This is a genomic window from Bacillus sp. EB106-04-02-XG92, from assembly GCF_058791995.1.
The window spans coordinates 164394-185521 of the sequence record NZ_JBYTEA010000009.1; the positions used below are offsets into that span (position 1 = coordinate 164394).

At 30.6% G+C, this 21128-nt stretch carries 18 protein-coding genes and 2 pseudogenes; 5 read left to right on the top strand and 15 right to left on the bottom strand.

Translation table 11 applies throughout. From position 1 onward, the window contains the following. Window positions 1–20 precede the first annotated feature (20 nt). From AC3WVA_RS21115 to AC3WVA_RS21135, 5 genes are all read left to right on the top strand, one after another. A complete protein-coding gene (locus AC3WVA_RS21115) occupies window positions 21–203 on the top strand; it encodes a hypothetical protein (protein ID WP_097841934.1) in 183 nt (60 codons plus the stop codon). Between the two features lie 36 nt (window positions 204–239). Then, window positions 240–437 (top strand): hypothetical protein, encoded by a 198-nt coding sequence (locus AC3WVA_RS21120; RefSeq protein ID WP_492322163.1) that lies wholly within the window; start codon window positions 240–242, stop codon window positions 435–437. A gap of 249 nt (window positions 438–686) precedes the next feature. Then, window positions 687–2792, top strand: coding sequence for a peptidase domain-containing ABC transporter (locus AC3WVA_RS21125; RefSeq protein ID WP_492322164.1), 2106 nt, complete (start codon window positions 687–689; stop codon window positions 2790–2792). A gap of 11 nt (window positions 2793–2803) precedes the next feature. Then, window positions 2804–3211, top strand: a complete 408-nt coding sequence (locus AC3WVA_RS21130) for a thioredoxin family protein (RefSeq protein WP_098520971.1) — start codon at window positions 2804–2806, stop codon at window positions 3209–3211. Between the two features lie 31 nt (window positions 3212–3242). After that, a complete protein-coding gene (locus AC3WVA_RS21135) occupies window positions 3243–3653 on the top strand; it encodes a disulfide bond formation protein B (protein ID WP_098520970.1) in 411 nt (136 codons plus the stop codon). A 341-nt stretch (window positions 3654–3994) separates the two neighbouring features. On the opposite strand, the gene xerS is transcribed toward AC3WVA_RS21135, so the two are convergent. The 15 genes and pseudogenes from xerS to AC3WVA_RS21210 form a co-directional block, all read right to left on the bottom strand. Further along, window positions 3995–5071: a tyrosine recombinase XerS gene (gene xerS / locus AC3WVA_RS21140; protein ID WP_088123185.1), complete on the bottom strand. Its 1077-nt coding sequence runs from the start codon at window positions 5069–5071 to the stop codon at window positions 3995–3997. Between the two features lie 844 nt (window positions 5072–5915). Continuing rightward, entirely contained in the window at window positions 5916–6284 is a 369-nt protein-coding gene (locus AC3WVA_RS21145; protein ID WP_098347210.1) for a hypothetical protein, read from the bottom strand. 106 nt (window positions 6285–6390) lie between these two features. Beyond that, window positions 6391–6687, bottom strand: coding sequence for a hypothetical protein (locus AC3WVA_RS21150; RefSeq protein ID WP_417902854.1), 297 nt, complete (start codon window positions 6685–6687; stop codon window positions 6391–6393). Between the two features lie 210 nt (window positions 6688–6897). Beyond that, window positions 6898–7164, bottom strand: coding sequence for a hypothetical protein (locus AC3WVA_RS21155; RefSeq protein ID WP_195756866.1), 267 nt, complete (start codon window positions 7162–7164; stop codon window positions 6898–6900). Window positions 7165–7293: 129 nt separating this feature from the next. Beyond that, a pseudogene (locus AC3WVA_RS21160) lies at window positions 7294–7434 on the bottom strand (DUF4879 domain-containing protein); the annotation flags it as partial. Between the two features lie 98 nt (window positions 7435–7532). Beyond that, window positions 7533–10427 (bottom strand): Tn3 family transposase, encoded by a 2895-nt coding sequence (locus AC3WVA_RS21165; protein ID WP_492322165.1) that lies wholly within the window; start codon window positions 10425–10427, stop codon window positions 7533–7535. 358 nt (window positions 10428–10785) lie between these two features. Then, window positions 10786–12726: an FtsX-like permease family protein gene (locus AC3WVA_RS21170; RefSeq protein ID WP_195756865.1), complete on the bottom strand. Its 1941-nt coding sequence runs from the start codon at window positions 12724–12726 to the stop codon at window positions 10786–10788. Window positions 12727–12910: 184 nt separating this feature from the next. Continuing rightward, on the bottom strand, window positions 12911–13681 hold the full coding sequence (locus tag AC3WVA_RS21175; protein ID WP_086398635.1) for an ABC transporter ATP-binding protein: 771 nt from the start codon (window positions 13679–13681) through the stop codon (window positions 12911–12913). A 444-nt stretch (window positions 13682–14125) separates the two neighbouring features. After that, window positions 14126–14641 (bottom strand): annotated as a pseudogene (locus tag AC3WVA_RS21180) (IS4 family transposase); the annotation flags it as partial. Window positions 14642–14744: 103 nt separating this feature from the next. Beyond that, a complete protein-coding gene (locus AC3WVA_RS21185; protein ID WP_086398636.1) occupies window positions 14745–14993 on the bottom strand; it encodes a hypothetical protein in 249 nt (82 codons plus the stop codon). A 398-nt stretch (window positions 14994–15391) separates the two neighbouring features. Then, window positions 15392–16570, bottom strand: coding sequence for an ABC transporter permease (locus tag AC3WVA_RS21190; protein ID WP_195756864.1), 1179 nt, complete (start codon window positions 16568–16570; stop codon window positions 15392–15394). A gap of 2 nt (window positions 16571–16572) precedes the next feature. Beyond that, window positions 16573–17247, bottom strand: a complete 675-nt coding sequence (locus AC3WVA_RS21195; RefSeq protein ID WP_195756863.1) for an ABC transporter ATP-binding protein — start codon at window positions 17245–17247, stop codon at window positions 16573–16575. Continuing rightward, entirely contained in the window at window positions 17244–18344 is a 1101-nt protein-coding gene (locus AC3WVA_RS21200; RefSeq protein ID WP_098129822.1) for an efflux RND transporter periplasmic adaptor subunit, read from the bottom strand. The genes AC3WVA_RS21195 and AC3WVA_RS21200 overlap by 4 nt, the downstream gene beginning before the upstream one ends. A gap of 265 nt (window positions 18345–18609) precedes the next feature. Further along, complete coding sequence (locus AC3WVA_RS21205; protein ID WP_492322166.1) at window positions 18610–19719, bottom strand: HAMP domain-containing sensor histidine kinase; 1110 nt, start codon at window positions 19717–19719, stop codon at window positions 18610–18612. Then, complete coding sequence (locus tag AC3WVA_RS21210) at window positions 19712–20416, bottom strand: response regulator transcription factor (protein ID WP_000802752.1); 705 nt, start codon at window positions 20414–20416, stop codon at window positions 19712–19714. The genes AC3WVA_RS21205 and AC3WVA_RS21210 overlap by 8 nt, the downstream gene beginning before the upstream one ends. Window positions 20417–21128: the final 712 nt, after the last annotated feature.

Sequence of the window (21128 nt, forward strand, 5' to 3'; positions counted from 1 at the left end):
TTAAAAAAGGAGGAATACAAGTGAACAAATTTATACGTGAACTAAAAACAGAAGAACTAACAGAGCATGTTGGAGGAATTGATCCTAAAAATGAAACAGTAATCCATGATGGTGGAGGAGCAGGACCCGATTGTAGAAGATTGGCTCATTCATGTCTTTGGAAACATTGGAAATCATGTAACCTATTTGATCAGTTTTGCTAACATTCTTAAAAACAAATATTTACAGGAGGAATACAGATGAACAAACTTATGCGTGAATTAAAAACAGAAGAATTAACAAAACATGTTGGAGGAATTAATCCTACAAATGAAACAGTAATCCATGATGGTGGAGGGGTAGGACCGAATTGTAAAAACTTGCTCAATCAATGTATATTAAAGAATGCTAAGGCATGTGGCATATTTGACCAATTTTGCTATACAGAGTGGAAATAAGACATATTGATGAATAAATGTAGTTTCATTGTATAAATTATCTTAATCTCAAAAAGTATAAAAATCAGTATAATAATATATTTAAAAAACAGAATTTTCATTCTTTTTATACCAGTTTAAATCCTTATTATAGTATTTTGTAACGGATTCCAAAATCTATTTAAGTAAGCAATATTTTGGAATCTGTTACAATAAAATGTGGGAATTTTAAAATTTAAAATCCTAATATTAAGTAAAGGTGATATTAAAATGAAATACATACATACAAAACAACAAGAAGAATACGATTGTGGAATTGCTTGTGTAGCATCTATTTTTAAATATTATCATTTGCATCATGGTATTAATTATCTTAGGGATCAAGTTACTTATAAAAATGGATATGATTTAAAAGATTTGATATCGTTATTCAGTCAAGTTAATCATTTTTCTTGTAAAGCTGTTGAGATAAATAAAGATGATATTGGAGAAGCACTAAAGCACATTGAAGGACCTTGTATAGCTTTAATAAATAAAGAGATCAATGAATCTTATGAAGGTCACTATATAATTATTTATAAACGGAAGAAAAATAAATTGGTAATAAGTGACCCGGGTAACGATAAAATATCTACAATTACTATTGATGAATTTAAAAAACATACTACAGGCATATTTCTTCTAATTGAATCTAAAAATAGTAATTCTGATAAAAAAACAAGTTATCATCAGAAATTTTTTAGAGAATTGATAAAAAATAATAAATTAAGTATCTCATTTGTCTTATGTCTATCCATCTTATTTGTTTTATTTTCAATTAGTAACTCATTCTTCTTTAAACTCGTAATAGATGAGATTATTCCTTACAATTATGATTACCTATTGTTAGAATTTACTTTGATTTTTTTAGGAATCAATTTTTTAAGTAACGCATTTGATTATTTAAGAACGTACATAATTAACAAGGCTGCAATAAAATTAGACCAATCTATATCAAAAGAATTTTTCAGGAAAATATTAAAATTACCTATTAATTTTTTTGAAAATAGGGATGATGGTGACATTATATCAAGATTTAATGATATTTATTATATTAGAAATTTAGTAAATGTAGCTTTTGTTTCAGTAATATTAAATACTGTAATTTTTTTAGGAATAGGATTTGTCCTTTATAGCATCAATGTTTTACTTTTTTTCACTGTTCTTATTTTGACGTTGATTTTAATAGCAATTACTTTTATGTATTATGATATTATCCAAAAAAGAAATAAAGATTCTATGAGTAAAAATGCTGATACACAATCGTTTTTAATACAATTTATAAAAAATATGACTAATATTTATTCTTTAAACAAGAAAGAATATTTTTCCTCTGCATTTAACAAAATATTCAATAGGGAACTTAATGCGGCTTTAAAAGAAGCAGTTACAATAACAAATAATAATGGACTAAAAAAACTTGTTCAGACTTCATTTTCTATCATATTATTATATGTTGGTGCTAAACAGATTATGGCGGATACTATATCATTAGGAGATTTGCTTTTTATAAACTCGTTAACTATGTTTATGCTAAGCTCTTTAACAGGATTAATTGAATTGCAAGGAGAAATTCAAAAATCGCTTGTCGCTAAGGATAGATTGACTGATTTAATGAATTATCCAGTAGTTCAAAATAAGCCTCAGACAGACATTACAAGGATTAAAGACATATCTATAGACAATTTAAACTTTAATATTAATGATCACTGTATTATTAAAAATGTTAATATGAATATTTCTAATAACGAAAAAGTTATTTTAATCGGTGAAAGTGGTTCAGGAAAAACTACGTTTTCTAAATTATTAAACAAACTCTACCAGACTAACCCATCACAAATATATATTAATGGTGTTGATATTAATGAAATTAATGACAATAGTTTAAGAAAGGAACTTATTTATTTAAATGAAAATCCATTTCTCTTCAAACATACAATTAAAGAAAATATATGTATGGGAGAATATTTTACTGAAGATGAAATTATTAAGGCTTGTCAAATTGCACATATTTATGATGTAATCACTTCACTTCCTAAAGGTTTTAATTTTGTAATAAATGATAGTAATTCCAATTTGTCTACGGGACAAAAACAGCGATTATGCCTTGCTAGAGCAATTCTTCACAAACCAAGTGTTTTAATTTTAGATGAATCGCTTAGTAATGTAGATCCTGATAATTTCAGGAAAATTTATGATGCTTTATTAGATTTAAATTTGATAATAATTTTTATTACACATAATCCTGAGTATATAACAAAATATGATAAGAAATTTATTTTTAGAGAAAAATCTATCTTCGAAATGCAAAGAGAATTTGAGAAACAATTAACTTAGAGGTGAATAAAATGTCAAAAAAAATCTTGTTTTCCAGTTTAGTTATTCTAATAAGTATAGGTTCTCTCTTTTTTATTTTCACTTCAAAAGACTTAGATAAACCTAACTATACTAATATCGATATGAAGGAATATAAAGGTAAAATAAACTCAAAAGATAATTTTTATATTTACGTTTACAAAACTAGCTGTACAGCATGCCAAACTACTAAGCCATACTTAAATGAAGTGATTAAAGAAGATAAGAAAAAGGTATTTGCTATAAATATGGAGTCAGAAGAAAATATGGATATTGAATTTTTAAAAAAAAATAAAATTCAAAAAACACCCACTCTACTAAAATATAAAAATGGGGAAGAAATGAACCGGGTAGAAGGGATCCAATCTAAATCTGAATTAAAGTCATTTTTGGCAGAATAAAATTAATTTGATTTTTTAAAGGAGTAAATGTATGATATATTTTTCTTTTCTTGTTTCACTAGTAGCTACGATAGGGAGTTTATATTTTAGTGAAGTAAAGGGTTATGTTCCCTGTAGTCTATGTTGGTATCAAAGAATTTTTATGTACCCAATTCCTTTGTTAATTTTTATTTCAATACTAATTAATGATAAAAATATAAAATATTATCTTCGTTTTTTCTCATTGATCGGTATAATTATTTCTTCTTACCATAATTTCATTCAATTTACTCAACAGAAAAGTAGCTTTTGTGGTATTGTAAGTAGTTGTTTAACAATCTATGATAAATGGGGAGGTTTTATAACAATTCCGCTCATGTCTTTAACAGCATTCATAATAATATTTGCTTCATCATTTTTTATAAACGAGAAGGTTCTATTGCAAAATTCGAAAGAATCATAAACTAATTGATAAATGAGAAACAACGTTTGGGATGTAACTACTGGTTAAGTTGAAAAATTCAAGAAAATATAAAGTGGTTTTATAGATTTGGGATAGACGTTAGGCAATCGCTATTAATTGCTCAAAACATTCGATAAATGTAGTACAAATAGTATTTCTCATTAAGTAGAATTAATAGACAAGTAAAAGGGTAAATATAAAATGTTTTAAATGTTAATTAAGATAGAAATTAAATTGTGTACTTTTTACATAATAAGATTACATTTAAACTAAAATATATATGACATTTAAATCTACGGTGGAAAAGAATAAAAGTTCAGCAATCATATATCGCTGAACTTTTATTCTTTATTCTTTCCAATTCTTCCTAAACTATCTTTAATAGTTGTTTCTCCAAGTTGAGTGTATAACAAAGCAGTATCTTGACTCGTATGCCCAAGTTGCTGCATCACTTGTAACGAGTCTTTTTCTTCCATGTATAATTTATTTGCCAATGTGTGCCTTAATTTATGAGGGGACATTTTTTTACCATAAGCTTTAGTATATTTTTCTACTATATCTTGGATAGCCCTAACAGAAAGAGGCTGTGCAGTATGTTTATACTTCGATAAGAATACATTTTGTAATTCTTTCCCTGGAGCATATTTGTTAGCTCTAATCTCCATATATTTTTCAAGATCATTTAATGCAATTGGGGTAATCCAAACGGAATCTTCTTTGTTTCCTTTTCGGATTACATCAATTAGTCTTTCCTTTAAATTTATATCTTCCATGCGGAGATCGGCCAATTCACTTACACGAATACCACTACCAAGAAAGAGGGAGAGGATAGCTACATCACGCTCCTTATCTCTTAGGAAATAGAATAATTGATGTTTTGTTAAAGATTTTTCATGTTCGTACTTAACATAATTCAGAAATTCTTGATCATCATCATTATGGAATATTTTAGATCTCATACGTTTTGCACGAGCATTTAATGTTTCTTTATCTTTATGTATTTCAATTTTAGCCATTACATTTCTATAAAAATAGCATTCTCCATCTTCATTCTCTGATAGGGAGGTGAGGTACTTAAATAAAGACTTTAAGGCCGAAATTTTTCTGTTAACAGAGGAATTCTGCATATTTTGTTGTAGTTTTAGAAACCTCATAAAGTTCTCAACATCTTTTTTCTTTAAATTCTCCAAATCAGAGAAAGATATGTCTTTAATGGGCTTAAATTCAATAATTTGTTCAGATAATAGCCAATTAAAGAAGACTCTAAAATCATATACATAATTTAGTAGGGTGGAGGGAGAGGCATCATGCAATTCTTTGTACTCCACAAATTCTTCTATGTAAAAGGGCATTTCATTTAAATTCTCGTATAATTTCTTACGATGTACGGATTTTTGACGTTGTTTACTGTAATCCATAAAAATCACCTCATATATACTATAACAGAAAAGAAACTCGAACACAAGTTCGCATTAAATTCAATTTTTACACAAACTTATTTACATAATTAAATTATGAGATGCTAAAAATACTCAATAGTGAATGCAATAATGTATTTACTCAAGTAAAAATTATAGATAATTAAGCTAGAAATTTGTATTTGACCATAAAAATTAGTGCAAAAACTAGATATAAATGTATGCAAAATAAAACAAATTTGATATATAAATTCATACAAAAGATCAATACATGAATATAGTTTAAAAGTCTTTATAATAATATAAATTGGTTTATATAATCATAATTATGGGGATTTAATTAGGTCAACATGTTAAAAAATCTTATAAAGTGAAATGTAATTTACTATAAAAATTAGTAATGAGTTATTCAAAATTTAATAATTTCTATATGAAGTATGAATTATATAGGTACATACCAACATACGAAGATTCATGTAACTAAGCTTGAAAGCCCTAGATACCGTTATTAGATTTTTATTTAATCCTCTTATTGTTCGTAAAATTGGTATTTCGTGCGAACTTTCTTTGTGTTTTTTTAGTATATAATTACTGCTCTTCTATTTTTGAATTTCGTTGATTCCGATATTCTCTCTTTATATTAGAAATACACTATGGAATGAGTTTTTTCAAAAATAAAATAAGTTTTTATGGAAACTCTTATTTTATTTTGATTCTGTCTTATTCGGAACAAAAAAGTAAAGATAACCATTCATATATAATAACTTCTCACTTAAATACACGTTTAATGTGTGATTTCTATATAACAAAGAAAAAAGCATCCGTTTGGGACGCTTTTCTAGTTTTATTTTAAAATTATCTCTTTAGGATCTGTAATAATTTGCTGACTCTCATCATCATTATCAATTTCTTTTCTTAAGTATTCAAGTGTAATTTCGATCTCTTCCTTATTCTCATAATAAATTCCTTTTGTACTTATAATTTCTTGCTCTATTTGTTTTTCTCTTTCTTGAAGTGGATTGATTTCTGCTCTTATGAATAGTTTTTTTCTTTCCCCTTCAAACTTTTCACTCGCTTTTTTTAGAATTTCAATTTTTTTCATTAGAATACAGGATTCAAGTTCCTTTTCTTTTTCTACTTTTACAATCGCTTTATACTTTTCTATTAATTTTTTTTCCCACTTTAATAATTCATCAAGAATATATTTTTCCATCGCCTAATCCCCTCCAATTAAACTATTCGATAAGAATTATAAATATCCTTTTATATGAATAAACTAATTATGTATTTGGAATAATAATCCCAAATAGGATGTGGGATTATACATGAAAATGTGACTTACCAAAGGTACGGCCAATTATTTTTGTTGTACCACCAGTAACTACAGTAATCTTCCACCATACAAAGTCACTTGGCGCATATTTATCATGAGTAAACATTTCCTCGCCCATAAAGAGCTGGATACCTTGTTTTACTTCTCCAATTCCAGGAGCTAAATCAAGGAATACTGAAATTTGTTTAGCGGAACGTTTTTGTTCTTCTAAATATTCCTGCATTTTTTCAGGTGGCACACCAAAATTACGTAATGTGTCTTTTAGCCCATCCATATTCCCCATTTTTTGTGCAGCTGCTGGTATTTCAATCTTGTAACTTACAATTTAATTAGCAGTATCTAAAAGATTATTCGTCGCGTCTATACCTGACATAATATCTGTGTGAAGTGTTGAGAAAGCTTGTTGTGCTTCTTTAATATGCGTAGAAACACTTCTTGTTAAATCTTCGGCCATTGATTTCTATGCAGGTATTCTATCCTTAAAATCTTTACGTCAATCTTTTATCTCTGTAACAGTATCTTTTAAACCGTTAGCTTGTTTTTTAAGCTCTTCTTGCGGTAAGGAATTCAAGAATTTTTCTATTGGTTCAATATATGCTTCTCCTACTTCTACTGGAAAACCATTATACATGTTAAGTGACGCTGCAATTACATCCATGTATTCTGCTAATTGTTTTTTAGTTTCTGATAACAGATTCTTAGCAGCCTGTACATTGTTAATAATATCCCCAGAGTCCTTATTAGCTTTATCTAAAACCATAATACTATCTTTTTATTGATATAATAATAAGAGCCTCCCTATTAAGGAAGACTCTTATCTTTCATATAAATGAATTCAATTTTATAAATTAAATGTAGGGTGTTATATTCCTAGGACTTTGCAAAAAAATTATTTAATATAGATTGAAGTTCGCATTGTATTAAATGGAGCGTTAATAGATGTTTTTTTGTATTCAAATGTTCCTTGCTGATGACCAGAAGCATCCCACTTATAATACCAGCCAACAATTGGTTTTCCACCAATTATAGTAGGGGTACCGCCCACATTTTAACGAAAATATACGCTAAGCAAGTTTCGACAAAAAATGAGCCGAAATTCCTATCCTAAGGACAATCCGGCTCTTATTTCTAGATTTGTTGTAAAGGACGAAGAGTGTCTAATGTTGTTGTATTCCTAGAATTAAATCGATATTCTCCCAAAAAGTTAATGTGCTCCCACCCTAGAGGTGAAACATGTTTTAATAATTCTTCATCTAAACCCTCTATGTTTTTTAACACTTCTACAGGTTGGCTAAGATATACAGTATTCCATATGATAATAGCATTAATAAGAATGCTTAAAGTACCTGCTCGTTGTAATTGATCTTGAAGAGCACGTTCACGAAATTCTCCATGTTTCTCAAAAAAGATTGCTCTTGCTAATGAATTCATTGCTTCGCCTTTATTTAAACCTCGTTGAACTTTTCTTCGTAAATTTTTGTTCGAAAGGTAGTCTAGGATAAAAATAGTTTTTTCGATTCTTCCCATCTCTCTCAATGCTTTCGCTACTTTATTCTGCCGGGTATAGGAACCTAATTTCCCCATAATAAGTGAACCTGATACTTTTCCCTCTCGAATAGAATGAGCGATACGTAAAACATCATCGTAATTTTCATAAATTAATTTCATATTTACTTGCCCTCGGATAAGCCCTTCTATATTCAAAAAATCCTTAGGAAAACCAATTATATATAATTTAGAACTTGATATATCTCTTAATCGTGGTGCAAAACGAAATCCTAACATATGTGTTAAACCAAATACTTGATCCGTATAACCAGCAGTATCTGTGTAATGTTCTTCAATTATTAAATCTGACTCATGATGAAGTAATCCATCAATTACGTGTACAGCATCCCTTGCGTTCGTATTAATCACTTTTGTATAAAAAGAAGAAAATTGATCACTTACAAATCGATATATAGTGGCCCCTTTTCCAGTTCCATAGTGTGGATTAGAACTAGCGTGTAATGATGAGACGCCAATTTGTACTCGCATTCCATCCGATGACGAAGTGGTACCGTCACCCCAATAAGAAGCTAGGGGAAGTTTTTGCTGAAAATTAACCAATACCGCTTGTGCACGATTTAATGCATCATCATACATCCTCCATTGACTTACATTAGCTAACTGATGATAGGAAATACCAGGTGTAGCTTCTGCCATTTTTGTAAGTCCCACATTCGTTCCCATAGCCATAAGTGAGGCAAGAGAAATGATAATTTCTTCACCTTTAGGTGGTTTGTTTGTAGAGGCATGAATAAATTGCTGTTCAAACCCAGTCCAATGAGCTACCTCTATTAGTAAGTCTGTGAGTTTAATTCGAGGAAGCATATGATAAAGTTTGCTACTTAATTGCTTTGCTTTTTGTGGGGTATCCTTGTCTAAACGCTGAAGATGCAGAGTTCCACCGCTAATATCTACTCCTTCTAAGGAATTAGCATTTTTAGAAACTGCTAGGCGAATGCCATTTTCTTTACTGTGATTCCACTCGTTAATAGATATTAAATATTCATCAAAATCTTTATGTTGTCGACTTCCTACAATAGAAATATCTCCCGAACGTACATAATTCCGTAGTTCTGTAAATGCAGCTAATTCATAAAAATGCCGATTAATATTTCCATCTTCATCATGTATATATTTTCTCCATCTATTTGTAACAAAGCTCAACGGCGCGCCATTAGGTACTTTTCGTTTTCCCGATTCATTTAATTCATGTATCGTCTCTAAAGCTTCTAATACGTATCTGGCATAATTAGTAGATTGAAATTTTAGTGATTTAAGTAATGTGGGAGTATATTTACGTAGATAATTATATCGACTCTCTAACAAATCCAGATAATCGTAGCTCATTGGCCGCGACAGTTGTTTTGCTTCCTCTACAGAGGCTACAAATTTATCCCAAGGCATAATAGTTTCTAATACGATAAAAGGGTCTACATTCTCTTCTTTCACTTTGATTAAAGCCATTCCTAAATCTGCATAATGAAGGATTTTTTCGTTTAGTGATTTACCATTTCTTTTGTGCAATTCTTCTTGTTGTTTTCTACCTTTTAGTTGTAGGTTCATCATTTGTTTATCATGAATTTCAAAGGCCTGATCAATTAAATCTTGTGTTAAATCAAGTAAATAAGCTACCAATATGGCATACTTTTTTATATCTTTAAACCTTCGAAATGAATAAGCCTCATAGCGTGCCCCAATTCGAGATAATTGTCGTAAACGATTAGGATGTATACCTTTTGTATCAATATTTAATTGTAAGCCTTTTATATACTCTAAACGCTCAATTACCTTTAAAAAAGATTCTGGTGAAAATTGACCAGGTATTTCTTTTAACCAAGCTAAATATGTTTTTGAAGAATTAGGTATAAAGCGAAGTAAACTGCTTATTTTTTCTTTTTGTAAAAGAGATAAAGAAGATGTGAGCATTTTAAATATGATTTCTTCAGCTCTTTTGCGCGTTTCCCATATTGCTCGTTCTATCACTGCCATTGAAGGAAGTATAACTTGCCAAGTACGTAATTCTTGCAATGCTGTCTCAATGAGATATGTAGTAGTTCCATTATTTAATGCATGAGATTGAAGAAATTTAGATAATCTTCGATAATCTGTAGTTGTAAAATTACGCAAACCATATTCCTTTCGAATTTCTTCCACGTGTTCATACCTTGTAGCTTCTCGCTGGGCATATAGCCTCCAGTCTTCTGTACTTGCACCAATTTGTCTCGCTACAAATTCTAAAACTTCGTTAGGAATGTGTTCAATATCCGATAAAGTCCAACCTAAATATCGTAAAACACTTAATTGCATAGCAAAACCCAGTCGATTATAATCCCTCCGATGGCAATTAATGATTTTTCTATCATGCTGACTAAAGGTAAAGTATGTACTTAATGTCCATTCGCTAATATCAGAGGGGATTTGCATATAACGCTTTCGTTCTTCTGCTGTAAGAAGTTCTCGTACCCTCACATACATAAGAATTCGTCCCCCTTTTTATTTATCATAAAGCTATGACATACGATTTAAAATTTATAGAAACACTATTTGATTGTCTCATATTTCCAAATGTATAGGAATGATGAAAGCGTCTTTTCAAAATAATGTTTATAAAATAAAAAAGCCTCAAAAACATTTATGTTTTTGAGGGTTAGATTAATTGAGATAGTACCAAAAAAATGCGAATTTCGTACGCTAAGCAATTTTTAATATAAAAACAACCGATTCCTGTATATATTCCTGTATATTAAGAATATCGATTTTGTTCATTTTATTATTCTTTACCATTTAGAACTTAGCAAATTTCACTTCAAATATTAAAATCATTTATTAGTTATTACTTATACACAATTTTAAAATAAGAATAAACAGTTAATACATAATATCCAAAATAAATTATGGAATATACACCACCACCAATTAAAATAGGAATCATGATAGTATATATAGGCATATTTGTTAGTATTGGTACAGCAAATAAGCTATGAGAAAGTCCGATTATTACAGGTAAAATAAAACTAAAGCGAACTTGTTTTGAAATTGACTTTCTTACCTCTTTTTTCGTAACACCGATTTTACGAAGAATCTTATAATATCTGTGATTTGCATATGCTTCAGATAATTGTTTATAGTAGATAATAGAGCCTGTTTCCAGGACAAATACAGCCCCTAAAAAGATACCAACAAATAACATAAGTCCAGTCATATCCATAATATCTACATACGCTTTGTAAAAAGAGCCAATTTTCATATCATTATCTTTAGGTAATATTTTTAATAACCCTTCAGTTAGTTTTTCGCTATCCTTTTGCTGTCTTACATCAATATTTCTTACAACATAAGGCTGATGAGTTTGTTTAATCGTTTCATAGAGTTGATCAGGTACAATGACAACTAAATCCCCTAAATTTGTTAGTTTACGAATTTTGACGTCCTGAATGACAGATGTTTCCGGCTCAACTTTAAGGGGTAATTGTAGTCTATTACCCTTTTCAAAATTCTTATCCTCATGTAGGTTATATATAAATACTTCCCCTGGATTTAAGTTGACTTTCTTCACTCCCATATTTTTAGCATTTCTATTCAACATAGATTGGGACATAAGTTGAAAATCATATGGTATTTTAGAAGGGGGATTGGGTAGATTTGTATTACCTTTTTCCTCAAAAGGGCCTCCCTTAACTGTTACCATTTCAACTTCAAAGTCACGGATAATTGGATTTTTTTTCTTGTTCTCTTCAAAAATAGTCTGTATGTGCTTTTCAATCGCATCCTCTTGTTTTTTATATGAAAAACTGTACGGTGCCTCGCTTTTTGCTTCCAATTGTCCACCGAAATACCCTGATACAACAGTACTAATTGCTGTTAAAGCTACAGCACTTAATAGAGCAATAATCGCAAGTAACTTAGCATTTCCTTTTACCCGATATAACAACTGTGAAATATTTAGTATGTTCATACCATTATAAAGTATGTTTTTTTTACTTCTCATTTTCTTTAATACAATTACTGTGTAAGAAGAAAATAGAAAGTACGTTCCAAGAACAATTGCAATCAAAATAATAACCGGGACATACACAGGATCTTCCATAGGCCTCTTCACAAATTTTACGACTTCATGAAAATAAAAGGCTAAAACATAACCTATTCCAAGTAAAATAATACTCATGTACGCCAATATTTTAGATCCTTTTGGTATACTTTCTCCTTTATGATCGGCTTGGAACATCTCAATTAAAGAAAATTGATAAATTACACGAGAACTTTTCCATGCAGTATATAATAAAATAGCTAAAAAGAGCACGGACGTATCTATTAGCGCTTTTATAGAAAACTCAAAATATATAGCTACATTCAATTTCATCAAGTTTGTTAGCAGTTCTAATGCTAATTTAGAACCTAAACTACCCATTAGTACTCCAATTACTAGAGCTATGCTCCCCATTATAATGGTTTCCCAAAATAGCATGGTACTGATCTGTTTTTTAGTTATACCTAATAAAGAGTACAATCCTACCTCTTTTTTACGCTTCCTCATAAAAAAATTAGTAGAGTAAATAATATATATTGCTATAAAAAGGATGAGAATTACTTTGGATGATTGAAGAACACTATTAACCACCACATTATTAATCATTACTTCTTTTATTTGAGCACTATAGCGAAGTGAGGCAAATATAAAATAGATAACCATACTCATAGTTAGGGAAACAAAATAGAGTATGTACTCTTTAAAATTACGCCGTATATTACGTTGAACAATATCAAATAAAGTCATTTTTTGACCTCCATAAATATTTGTGTCAGTGGGACATAGACCACTTTGTTAGTTTTACAGCTTAACTAAAGTGCCTATTGCATTTTTACAATTATGTTTGAAAAATCCATTAAAATATATAATAAATATTGTAATGGAACTCCAATTTTCTTAGAAACTTCCGTTTTGTGTTCTGAAATCACTACTAGATAAGGCCCTCCATTGCAACTCCCGAAATTGCGGACATTACATCAACTATTTTTTGGAAGAACTGTTTACGTGTTAATTCTCCACGATGTAATTCTTTACATAACTCACCATCTTTTATAAAAATAACTCGTTTACAATAACTTGCCGCAAGCGCGTCATGCGTTACCATTAAAATTGTTGAATTATCCTGTTCGTTTAATGACTTCATACTTTCTAATAAATCTGTTGCTGACTTAGAATCAAGCGCTCCTGTTGGCTCGTCTCCAAAAATCATACTTGGATTTGTAACTATTGCACGAGATGCTGCGCAGCGTTGCTTCTGTCCCCCAGATACTTGATATGGGAATTGATTTAAAATATGATCAATTCCAAACTTCTTCGCAATCTTCAAAACGCATCGATCAATTTCTCTCTCTTCCACTTTTGATAGTGCAAGTGGAAGAGAGATATTTTCTCTCACCGTTAACGTATCTAATAAATTATAATCTTGGAAAATAAAACCTAAATGCTTGCGACGGAATAACGCCAGCTTTCCATCATTCATCTTTACAATATCTTTTCCATTAATTAAAATCTCACCACTCGTCGCATTATCAATTGTAGAAATAACATTTAATAGCGTAGTCTTGCCAGAACCAGATGGTCCCATAATGCCAACAAACTCCCCTTCTTTTACTTGTAAGTTAATACCTCTTAATGCTTCAAATTTATTTCCACCTGTGTCATATACTTTTTTAATATTTTTCGCCTCTAACACTATTTTCATCTCTATATCATCCTTTTCTTCTAAAATCTATAGCACGTTAATTTTCTTTAATCCCGTTAACCCATACAAGAAAATAAGTTTGATGGGCACATCATAAAAATCCTTATTTGCAAAAAGAGGGAATACTAACGATCTAATTCACTCTTTTTTATTAACCCCTAACAATTAAACTATTATTTTTTTGTATAATTAGTTAATTTTATTTGGAATTATAAATAAATTAGATTTCAACATATAAACAACTTCTTTTTAAAATCATCGTGTTATGTAAAGCCCCTTGCGCATACTGTACACAAAATAAAAAGCCTCACTTTTTATTTCTATAACTCCTCATTGACCTAACATATATAGGATAGAAGAAATAAATTAAATAAAAAGTGGGGTAAAGATTAAATATTTATTAAAAATTTAAATTCTCTTCTTTTGGCAATCTAACTTCAAGTATTGTTTTGGTTGAAAGGCAGTTATTAACGTGTCCATATTTTTCTGTATATACTTTTTACCTTTCTTCATTTTTCCATTTTTAAAATAATCAGGATTTGGATTTTTTTAATAAATACGTGGATTCAACATGATACGAGAGATATAGTGGGCCTCTTTATCTTGGATATATTGAAGGTCTTTTAAATGAAAACAATCTAAATCTCGGATACATAAATCATTCACGGTCACAGTTGGGACACACACAGCGCCGTAAGTACGATCATGTTGTTTCCCCTGATAAACTGATGAAAATATATCTCGGAGTTGAAATGCAATTGAATCTAAAATACGAATACACTGGAAAACAGAAGTGTATGGAGAAGAAATCACATAAAAGCGGACAATTTTTTGCTTGGTACTTACTGGTTCGTTATACAAAATCCAAACCTCTAGCAAGATCCCGTAAGGTATTTGGAGATAAAAACTTTGAATCTCTTAAGTAAATAGTTGTAATTCATCAGATACAGAAATAGACATACAAAAACGCCATCCTTTTCGTATATTTTCACAAAAAGAATAGCGCTTTTTTCTCTATATGGATACTAATTTATATTAGCTTTATAGTGATGTAAAGATACTTCTATAAACTATTTTTAGCCACCAGTTTAATATGTTCAGGAGCTACAATTTCTTGAATTGACTCCTTTAAATCCTCAACTACCATTTCTTCTATGTGTTCCAAAGGAACTTCAAATAGCATACATTCTAAATTGTTAATATTAACCAACGAATAATTTTCATTTTTTTTAATAACTAAGTATTGATTTTCCTTTGTCAGTAATAAAGAACCTAGTTGAATTCCTAACATGCGCTTGTCTTCGAATTTCATAGCATAATACCTCTTTATATAATTTATTGAAACAACCCATATATCATATAAGACTATACAGTTTTATACGAAAGTATAAATACAAAGTTAATATAACGATTTCACCAATAAAATAAGCTAACAAATAACTTAATCCGATTAAAATATTACTCATGCACGCCAAAATTCTAAATCCTTTTGGCATACCCTCTCCTTTATAATCGACTTGAAACATCTCAATTACAGAAAATTGATAGATTATGCGAGAGCTTTTCTATGCAGTATATCTATAAATGGAATTAGAAATTTTTAGCTTGCTGGGTACATCATGACAGTATTTTACAAAAGGGTGAATCCTTATAAGAACATTTACTCTTTGGTGATAACATCTTAGCACCAAATTAAACCTGTCACTATTCTTACTCATACCGTAGACAATCAATTGGATCCAATTTAGCTGCTTTATTAGCCGGAAGTATACCAGAGGCAATACCGATCAATATAGATACTCCAACAGATAGTAGACCTAGCTTTGCGGAGATAATGAATGGCCATCCACCTAAAAATGCAGCTATCCAAGCAAAGAACATACCTAATCCAAAACCAATTGCTCCGCCCAATGCCGTTAAAATACAAGCTTCAATGAGAAATTGCATTAATATTTTTCTTCGTGTTGCACCAAGTGCTTTTCGAACACCTATTTCACGTGTACGCTCTGTAACGGATACAAGCATGATATTCATTACACCAATACCACCCACAATTAAAGAGATTCCAGCAACACCAGTGAATACCATTTCCATCGTATTGAATGATTCTTCTACGACCGAATCATTTTGTTTCTCATCTGCTACTGTAAATAGATGCTCAAATTCCAGTGGTTTCAATTCATTTAATACAGATACAGCTTGTTTCCCTACAGTTTCTCGCTCACTAGAAGAAGATAACTTTATTGTCACTGCATAATATTCCTCAACCCCTGCAATCAATGGTGCATTGTCAATCGATGTATATCCTGTATGCAAATTTGATTGCAATATATTATCATATTTATACACCCCCGCAATCTTATATGGTTTTCCCTTTATATCTATATACAAATCATCATTCCAAGTATCAAACAGTTTTGTAAATAAAGCTTCACTGAGAATTACAACAGGGATTGGTTTTTCCAGTTCAGTCTCTGTTAACTCACGCCCATGTACCATTTTTAGTTTTTGATCCTGCATAAAATTACCTGTTCCCACATATAAATTAAGAGGAGCTTCTTTTGATTTCACATAGGCTTTTACGTCCATATTCATATGTGGGTACACGTCCTTTACACCTGGTACTCCTTGTAATTGCTTTACCATATCTGGTGTGATTTTCGCTTTATCTAGTGGAGAATCCGGATTGATATACTCTATATAGATTTCATCCATATGGCGGCTCTCTTCAATCTCTTTTTGTATCTTTGCAGTATTTCCATCACCCATTGCGAGAATCGTCATAATCGAACTGATTCCAATAATAATTCCTAGCATTGTTAAAATGGATCGCATTTTATGTGCAAAGATAGAAGATATAGCCATACGTATATTTTCATTCATATTCAAATTCATTTCCTCCAATCTTGAACAACGTTTCCATCACGAATAACAATTTGACGTGTTGCGGCTTCTCCGATCTCACGATCGTGGGTAATCATAATAATGGTTGAGCCTTGTTTGTTTAATTCGTAAAATAGATTTACAATTTGTTCACTTGTTTTCGTATCTAGTGCACCTGTTGGCTCATCTGCCAAAATAAATTTCGGGTTATTTACAATTGCGCGTGCGACTGCAACACGCTGTTTTTGACCACCTGACAATTCATTTTGCATGTGGGTAGCGTGATTAGCTAAACCAACTTTCATTAAGGCTGCTAATGACCGCTCTTGTCTTTCTTTTTTATCGACTCCAGCATAAATAAGAGGTAGTTCTACATTTTGAAGTGCTGTAAGTCTCGGTAATAACATAAAGTTTTGGAATACGAATCCAATCTCTTTATTTCGAACATGTGCGAGTTCTGTTTCAGACATATTTGAAATGTTTTGACCAGCTAATTCGTACGTACCTGTTGTTGGCTTATCTAAGCAACCGATAATATTCATTAATGTAGATTTACCAGAACCAGATGGTCCCATGATAGAAGCGAAATCTCCTTGATTCAGCGTTACATCAATTCCGTGTAAAATTTGAATGGATTCTGCACCATTTTGAAAAGATTTTGTGATTCCCTGTAAGTTAATCATTGCGTGGCAACCTCCATACCATCTTTTAGATTTACAGTAGGTTTAGAGATAATTTGCTCTCCTTTTTTCACTCCTGTAACTTTTGCTTCACTACCCGTTTCGAATTCAACCGTAACAGCTTGTTCTTTTGCTTTTCCGTCTTTTACTACGTAAACAACTGTTTTATCTCCTTTTTTCAAGATGCTGCTCTTTGGGATGACTGTACCTGTTGCTTCACCTGATTTATTTGTTACGTATACGTGGAAGCCGTTTTGTAACCCTTCACTATTAGCTAATGTGACAGTGAATGGATAATTAGAAACTGTTTTGTTTTCGTCCATATTCATTATCGGTGTAGAGCCGATTTCTGTTACTTTTCCTGTCCAAGTCTTACCGGAAACCGTTTTTGATGAAATCGTTACTTCTTGCCCAACTTTCATATTAGTAAGATCATATTCAGACAGTTGACCTTTTACTTTAAATGGGCCAGCGTGACGAAGTGTAATGCCGCTCATACCGGATTTCTCATCTGAAATTTTCACAATATCGTCAATTACACCATCGGCTGGGCTTGTTACAGAAAGTGCGTTTACCTTCTCTTTTGCTGCTTTAATCATTTCACCCGTTTTTTCTACTTCGAACTTTTTCATTTCAAGTTGTGATTCTAATTGTTGAATCTCAATTTCTGATGCTTTTACTGCTTCTGCAGGAAGACCAGCATTTTTATCTTTTTGTAGCTTTTGTTTTGCTACATTAATTTGTTTTTGCAGTAATGTTACCTCTTTTTGTGCAATTCTCTTTTGCATTTCTGCTTCCGTTACCCCTTGTCTAGCAATAGGATCATTATATTTGAAAAGAAGCTGTCCTTTTGTTACTTCGTCACCTTTTTTCACAGCTAATTCATACGTACCTTTTGTCGGATCAAATGAAATAGTCTCAATGCCATTTGGGATAACTTCTCCACCGAATTTTTGCTGATTCTCTATATGTTTTTCTATCACTTCAGATAATTTATAGGTTATAACTGGTTCAGAATTCCCAGCAAACGTCATATACCCCCCAACTCCTATACCAATTGTTAACACACCAACGATGATTACCTTATTTACTTTTTTCATATTACCCTCACTTTTTTCTATGTTTTATTTTGGAAACCATTATTTCATTTTGTGTAATTAGTTAACCTTTTCAGGAATGATATATAAATTAGATTACAAAATTTAAACATCTCCTTTTTAAAATCATTGTATTATATAAAGTCCAGCACATACGGTGCACAATATAAAAAGCCCACTTTTTATTTCTAACTCCTCCTTGACCTAACCTATGTATAGGATAGAAGAAATTAATTAAATAAAAAGTGGGGTGAAAATTAAATATTTATTAAATTTTTACATTCTCTTCTTGCGGTAATCTCACTTCAAATATTGTTCTAAATTCATTACTTTGTGCTGAAATGTTTCCATTATGTTGTTCAACAATATTTTTTGCAATAAATAATCCAAGACCTGTACTGTTTTTCTGCACTGTTCTCGCTTTATCACCCGTATAAAACATATCGAAAAGATAGGGTAATTCTTCTTCAGGGATGCTATCTCCATAATTAACAATCTGTACAACAACATCTCCATCTTCAATATATCCATTCATATCAACAAATTGTCCTTTATTTCCGTATCGAACCGCATTTGTTACAAGATTTTCAAATACTCGAGCTAATAAATTCCCGTCACCGTTGATATATAAATGAGGCTCAACATGTAATCTAGCTTCTAATTGATTCTTCTCTAATAATGGGTATAATTCCTCACCTAGCTGTATAAGTAATTCACTTATATTAATAGATTTTTCATCTAATTGTTGCACACCATAATTTATTCGCGTAATTTCAAACAACTCTTCAATTAAACTTTCAAGTCGTTGTGATTTTGCAAATGCAATTGTAGAATAATATTTAATCTGTTCCTTTGTTAAGTTCTCCTCTTTGAGAATTAAATCTAAATAACCAAGCACAGATGTTAATGGTGTCCTTAAATCATGAGCTAAGTTAACAACAAGTTGATCTTTACTACTTTCAGCGAAGTCTCCTCTTTCAACTGCCTCTTTTAATTTTTCACTCGCGATATTAATTTCACGTGCAATATCGCTAAATTCATCATTTGATGAGATATTGACTGTATTTGTAAAATCTCCTTTTGCAAGATGATGAATACCATTAGAAATCTCATCAAAATACTTTAAGTATGGTTTTGTTAAAAAGAAGAAAAGCAAAATAGATAATAAAATAAAGGAAATTAAAAATAAAAATAATGTTTTATCTCCAAATGCCCTTCCTGTTTCCCTAAATTGATCTAAAGGATTTTCATGAAGTACCATTGTTTTAAAATAAAATAATCCTTTATACATAATATATGTGACAACAGCTGCTAGTACCGTACTTAGTACAAACAATGCAATCATTTTAAATCGAAAACTTTTCATTATTTTAACCATTGAAAGTATAACCTACTCCCCAAATCGTTTTTATTAATTTGTTCTTTCTCTTATCCTCACCAATTTTTTTTCGTAAAGTACGAATATGCACCGTAACTGTACTATAACTATCATCATAATAATCATTTGTCCATACTTGCTGAAATATATTTTCAAGACTATATACTTTATTCGGATGACTGGCTAATAAATATAAGATATCAAACTCTTTCGGGGTTAATTCAATTCGCTCTCCGTATACATGTACCGTACGTTTCTCAAAATCAATCACAACGCCGCCTACCTCTAAAACAGATCTATTCTCCTCTTCTACTTTCGGTTGATTTAACGTTAGAAATCGGCGAAGTTGAGCATTCACACGTGCGACTAATTCGATTGGTGTAAAAGGCTTCGTCATATAATCATCTGCACCTAGTACAAGGCCTGTCACTTTATCAAAATCAGATGTTTTCGCGCTTAAAAAAATGATTGGCATATAATGTTTGGTGCGAATTTTCCGCGTTACCTCATAACCATCCATTTTTGGCATCATGATATCTAACACAACTAAATCGATTTGCTGTGATTGAATAACCTGTATTACCTCTTCTCCATCAGTTACTTTCACAACCTGGTATCCTTCTTTTTTTAAATGTATTTCAATTAATTCAGCAATCTCCAAGTCATCATCAGCTATTAAAATTGTAATGGGCTTCATTTTATTCTCTCTCTTCTTTTACTTACATATATTCCAATTTAAAACTTGATTAATCTATTTTATACCATCTTTAAAAATACTATTATGTATTTCGTTCTTTTAGAGGATAGTTTAAATTCCTATTATCCCCTATGGCGAAAAATTATTTTAGTATTTTTTGAATGGTTATACAATTTTACATTTCTACATACAAATCTTATCATTTTTAGGATAAAAGTGAAAAATGTCCCTATAAAAAATATTTTCAAATACCTTACTAACTTTAATTTAATATTTTTTCTTCCATTAAAGATGTAGAAGCATTATAAATAGAACGTATCCCATATAGCCAAGTTTGGGCAAAAATATCTTTAAATAGATAACAAGCAAAAGCAGTCGGTGTTCCATATAATATCTAATTTTCTTTTAACGATACCTCTAAAGTATCTTTATCATTCTATAGTTTCTTCTATAATTCCCAGGTCATCTTAATTTTATCTTTTATAAGTACATACTTTTTCTACCTCTGGAAAATATGCTGTCAATTTGTCTTTCTCTTGTACCATTTTTTGTTTCTGAGTAAAATCTTTGTCATAATCAATATTTATCCACTCATTATCAAGCCAATTGTATGCCCCTGAATTTTTAAATTCATATGACATTTTTTCGGTATACATTTTTATTAACAATATAGTTTTCTTTTTTGGGTTTCTGGATTAACTTCTATTTTTTC

Bases quoted from the DNA above. Each gene is read 5' to 3' on its own strand.
- AC3WVA_RS21145 (WP_098347210.1), bottom strand. From the start codon at position 6,284: ATGGAAAAATATATTCTTGATGAATTATTAAAGTGGGAAAAAAAATTA.
- AC3WVA_RS21120 (WP_492322163.1), top strand. From the start codon at position 240: ATGAACAAACTTATGCGTGAATTAAAAACAGAAGAATTAACAAAACAT.
- AC3WVA_RS21205 (WP_492322166.1), bottom strand. From the start codon at position 19,719: ATGGTTAAAATAATGAAAAGTTTTCGATTTAAAATGATTGCATTGTTT.
- AC3WVA_RS21130 (WP_098520971.1), top strand. From the start codon at position 2,804: ATGTCAAAAAAAATCTTGTTTTCCAGTTTAGTTATTCTAATAAGTATA.
- AC3WVA_RS21185 (WP_086398636.1), bottom strand. From the start codon at position 14,993: ATGAAATTCGAAGACAAGCGCATGTTAGGAATTCAACTAGGTTCTTTA.
- AC3WVA_RS21175 (WP_086398635.1), bottom strand. From the start codon at position 13,681: ATGAAAATAGTGTTAGAGGCGAAAAATATTAAAAAAGTATATGACACA.
- AC3WVA_RS21170 (WP_195756865.1), bottom strand. From the start codon at position 12,726: ATGACTTTATTTGATATTGTTCAACGTAATATACGGCGTAATTTTAAA.
- AC3WVA_RS21210 (WP_000802752.1), bottom strand. From the start codon at position 20,416: ATGAAGCCCATTACAATTTTAATAGCTGATGATGACTTGGAGATTGCT.
- AC3WVA_RS21125 (WP_492322164.1), top strand. From the start codon at position 687: ATGAAATACATACATACAAAACAACAAGAAGAATACGATTGTGGAATT.
- AC3WVA_RS21150 (WP_417902854.1), bottom strand. From the start codon at position 6,687: ATGGGGAATATGGATGGGCTAAAAGACACATTACGTAATTTTGGTGTG.
- AC3WVA_RS21195 (WP_195756863.1), bottom strand. From the start codon at position 17,247: ATGATTAACTTACAGGGAATCACAAAATCTTTTCAAAATGGTGCAGAA.
- AC3WVA_RS21135 (WP_098520970.1), top strand. From the start codon at position 3,243: ATGATATATTTTTCTTTTCTTGTTTCACTAGTAGCTACGATAGGGAGT.
- xerS (WP_088123185.1), bottom strand. From the start codon at position 5,071: ATGGATTACAGTAAACAACGTCAAAAATCCGTACATCGTAAGAAATTA.
- AC3WVA_RS21200 (WP_098129822.1), bottom strand. From the start codon at position 18,344: ATGAAAAAAGTAAATAAGGTAATCATCGTTGGTGTGTTAACAATTGGT.
- AC3WVA_RS21165 (WP_492322165.1), bottom strand. From the start codon at position 10,427: ATGTATGTGAGGGTACGAGAACTTCTTACAGCAGAAGAACGAAAGCGT.
- AC3WVA_RS21155 (WP_195756866.1), bottom strand. From the start codon at position 7,164: ATGGTTTTAGATAAAGCTAATAAGGACTCTGGGGATATTATTAACAAT.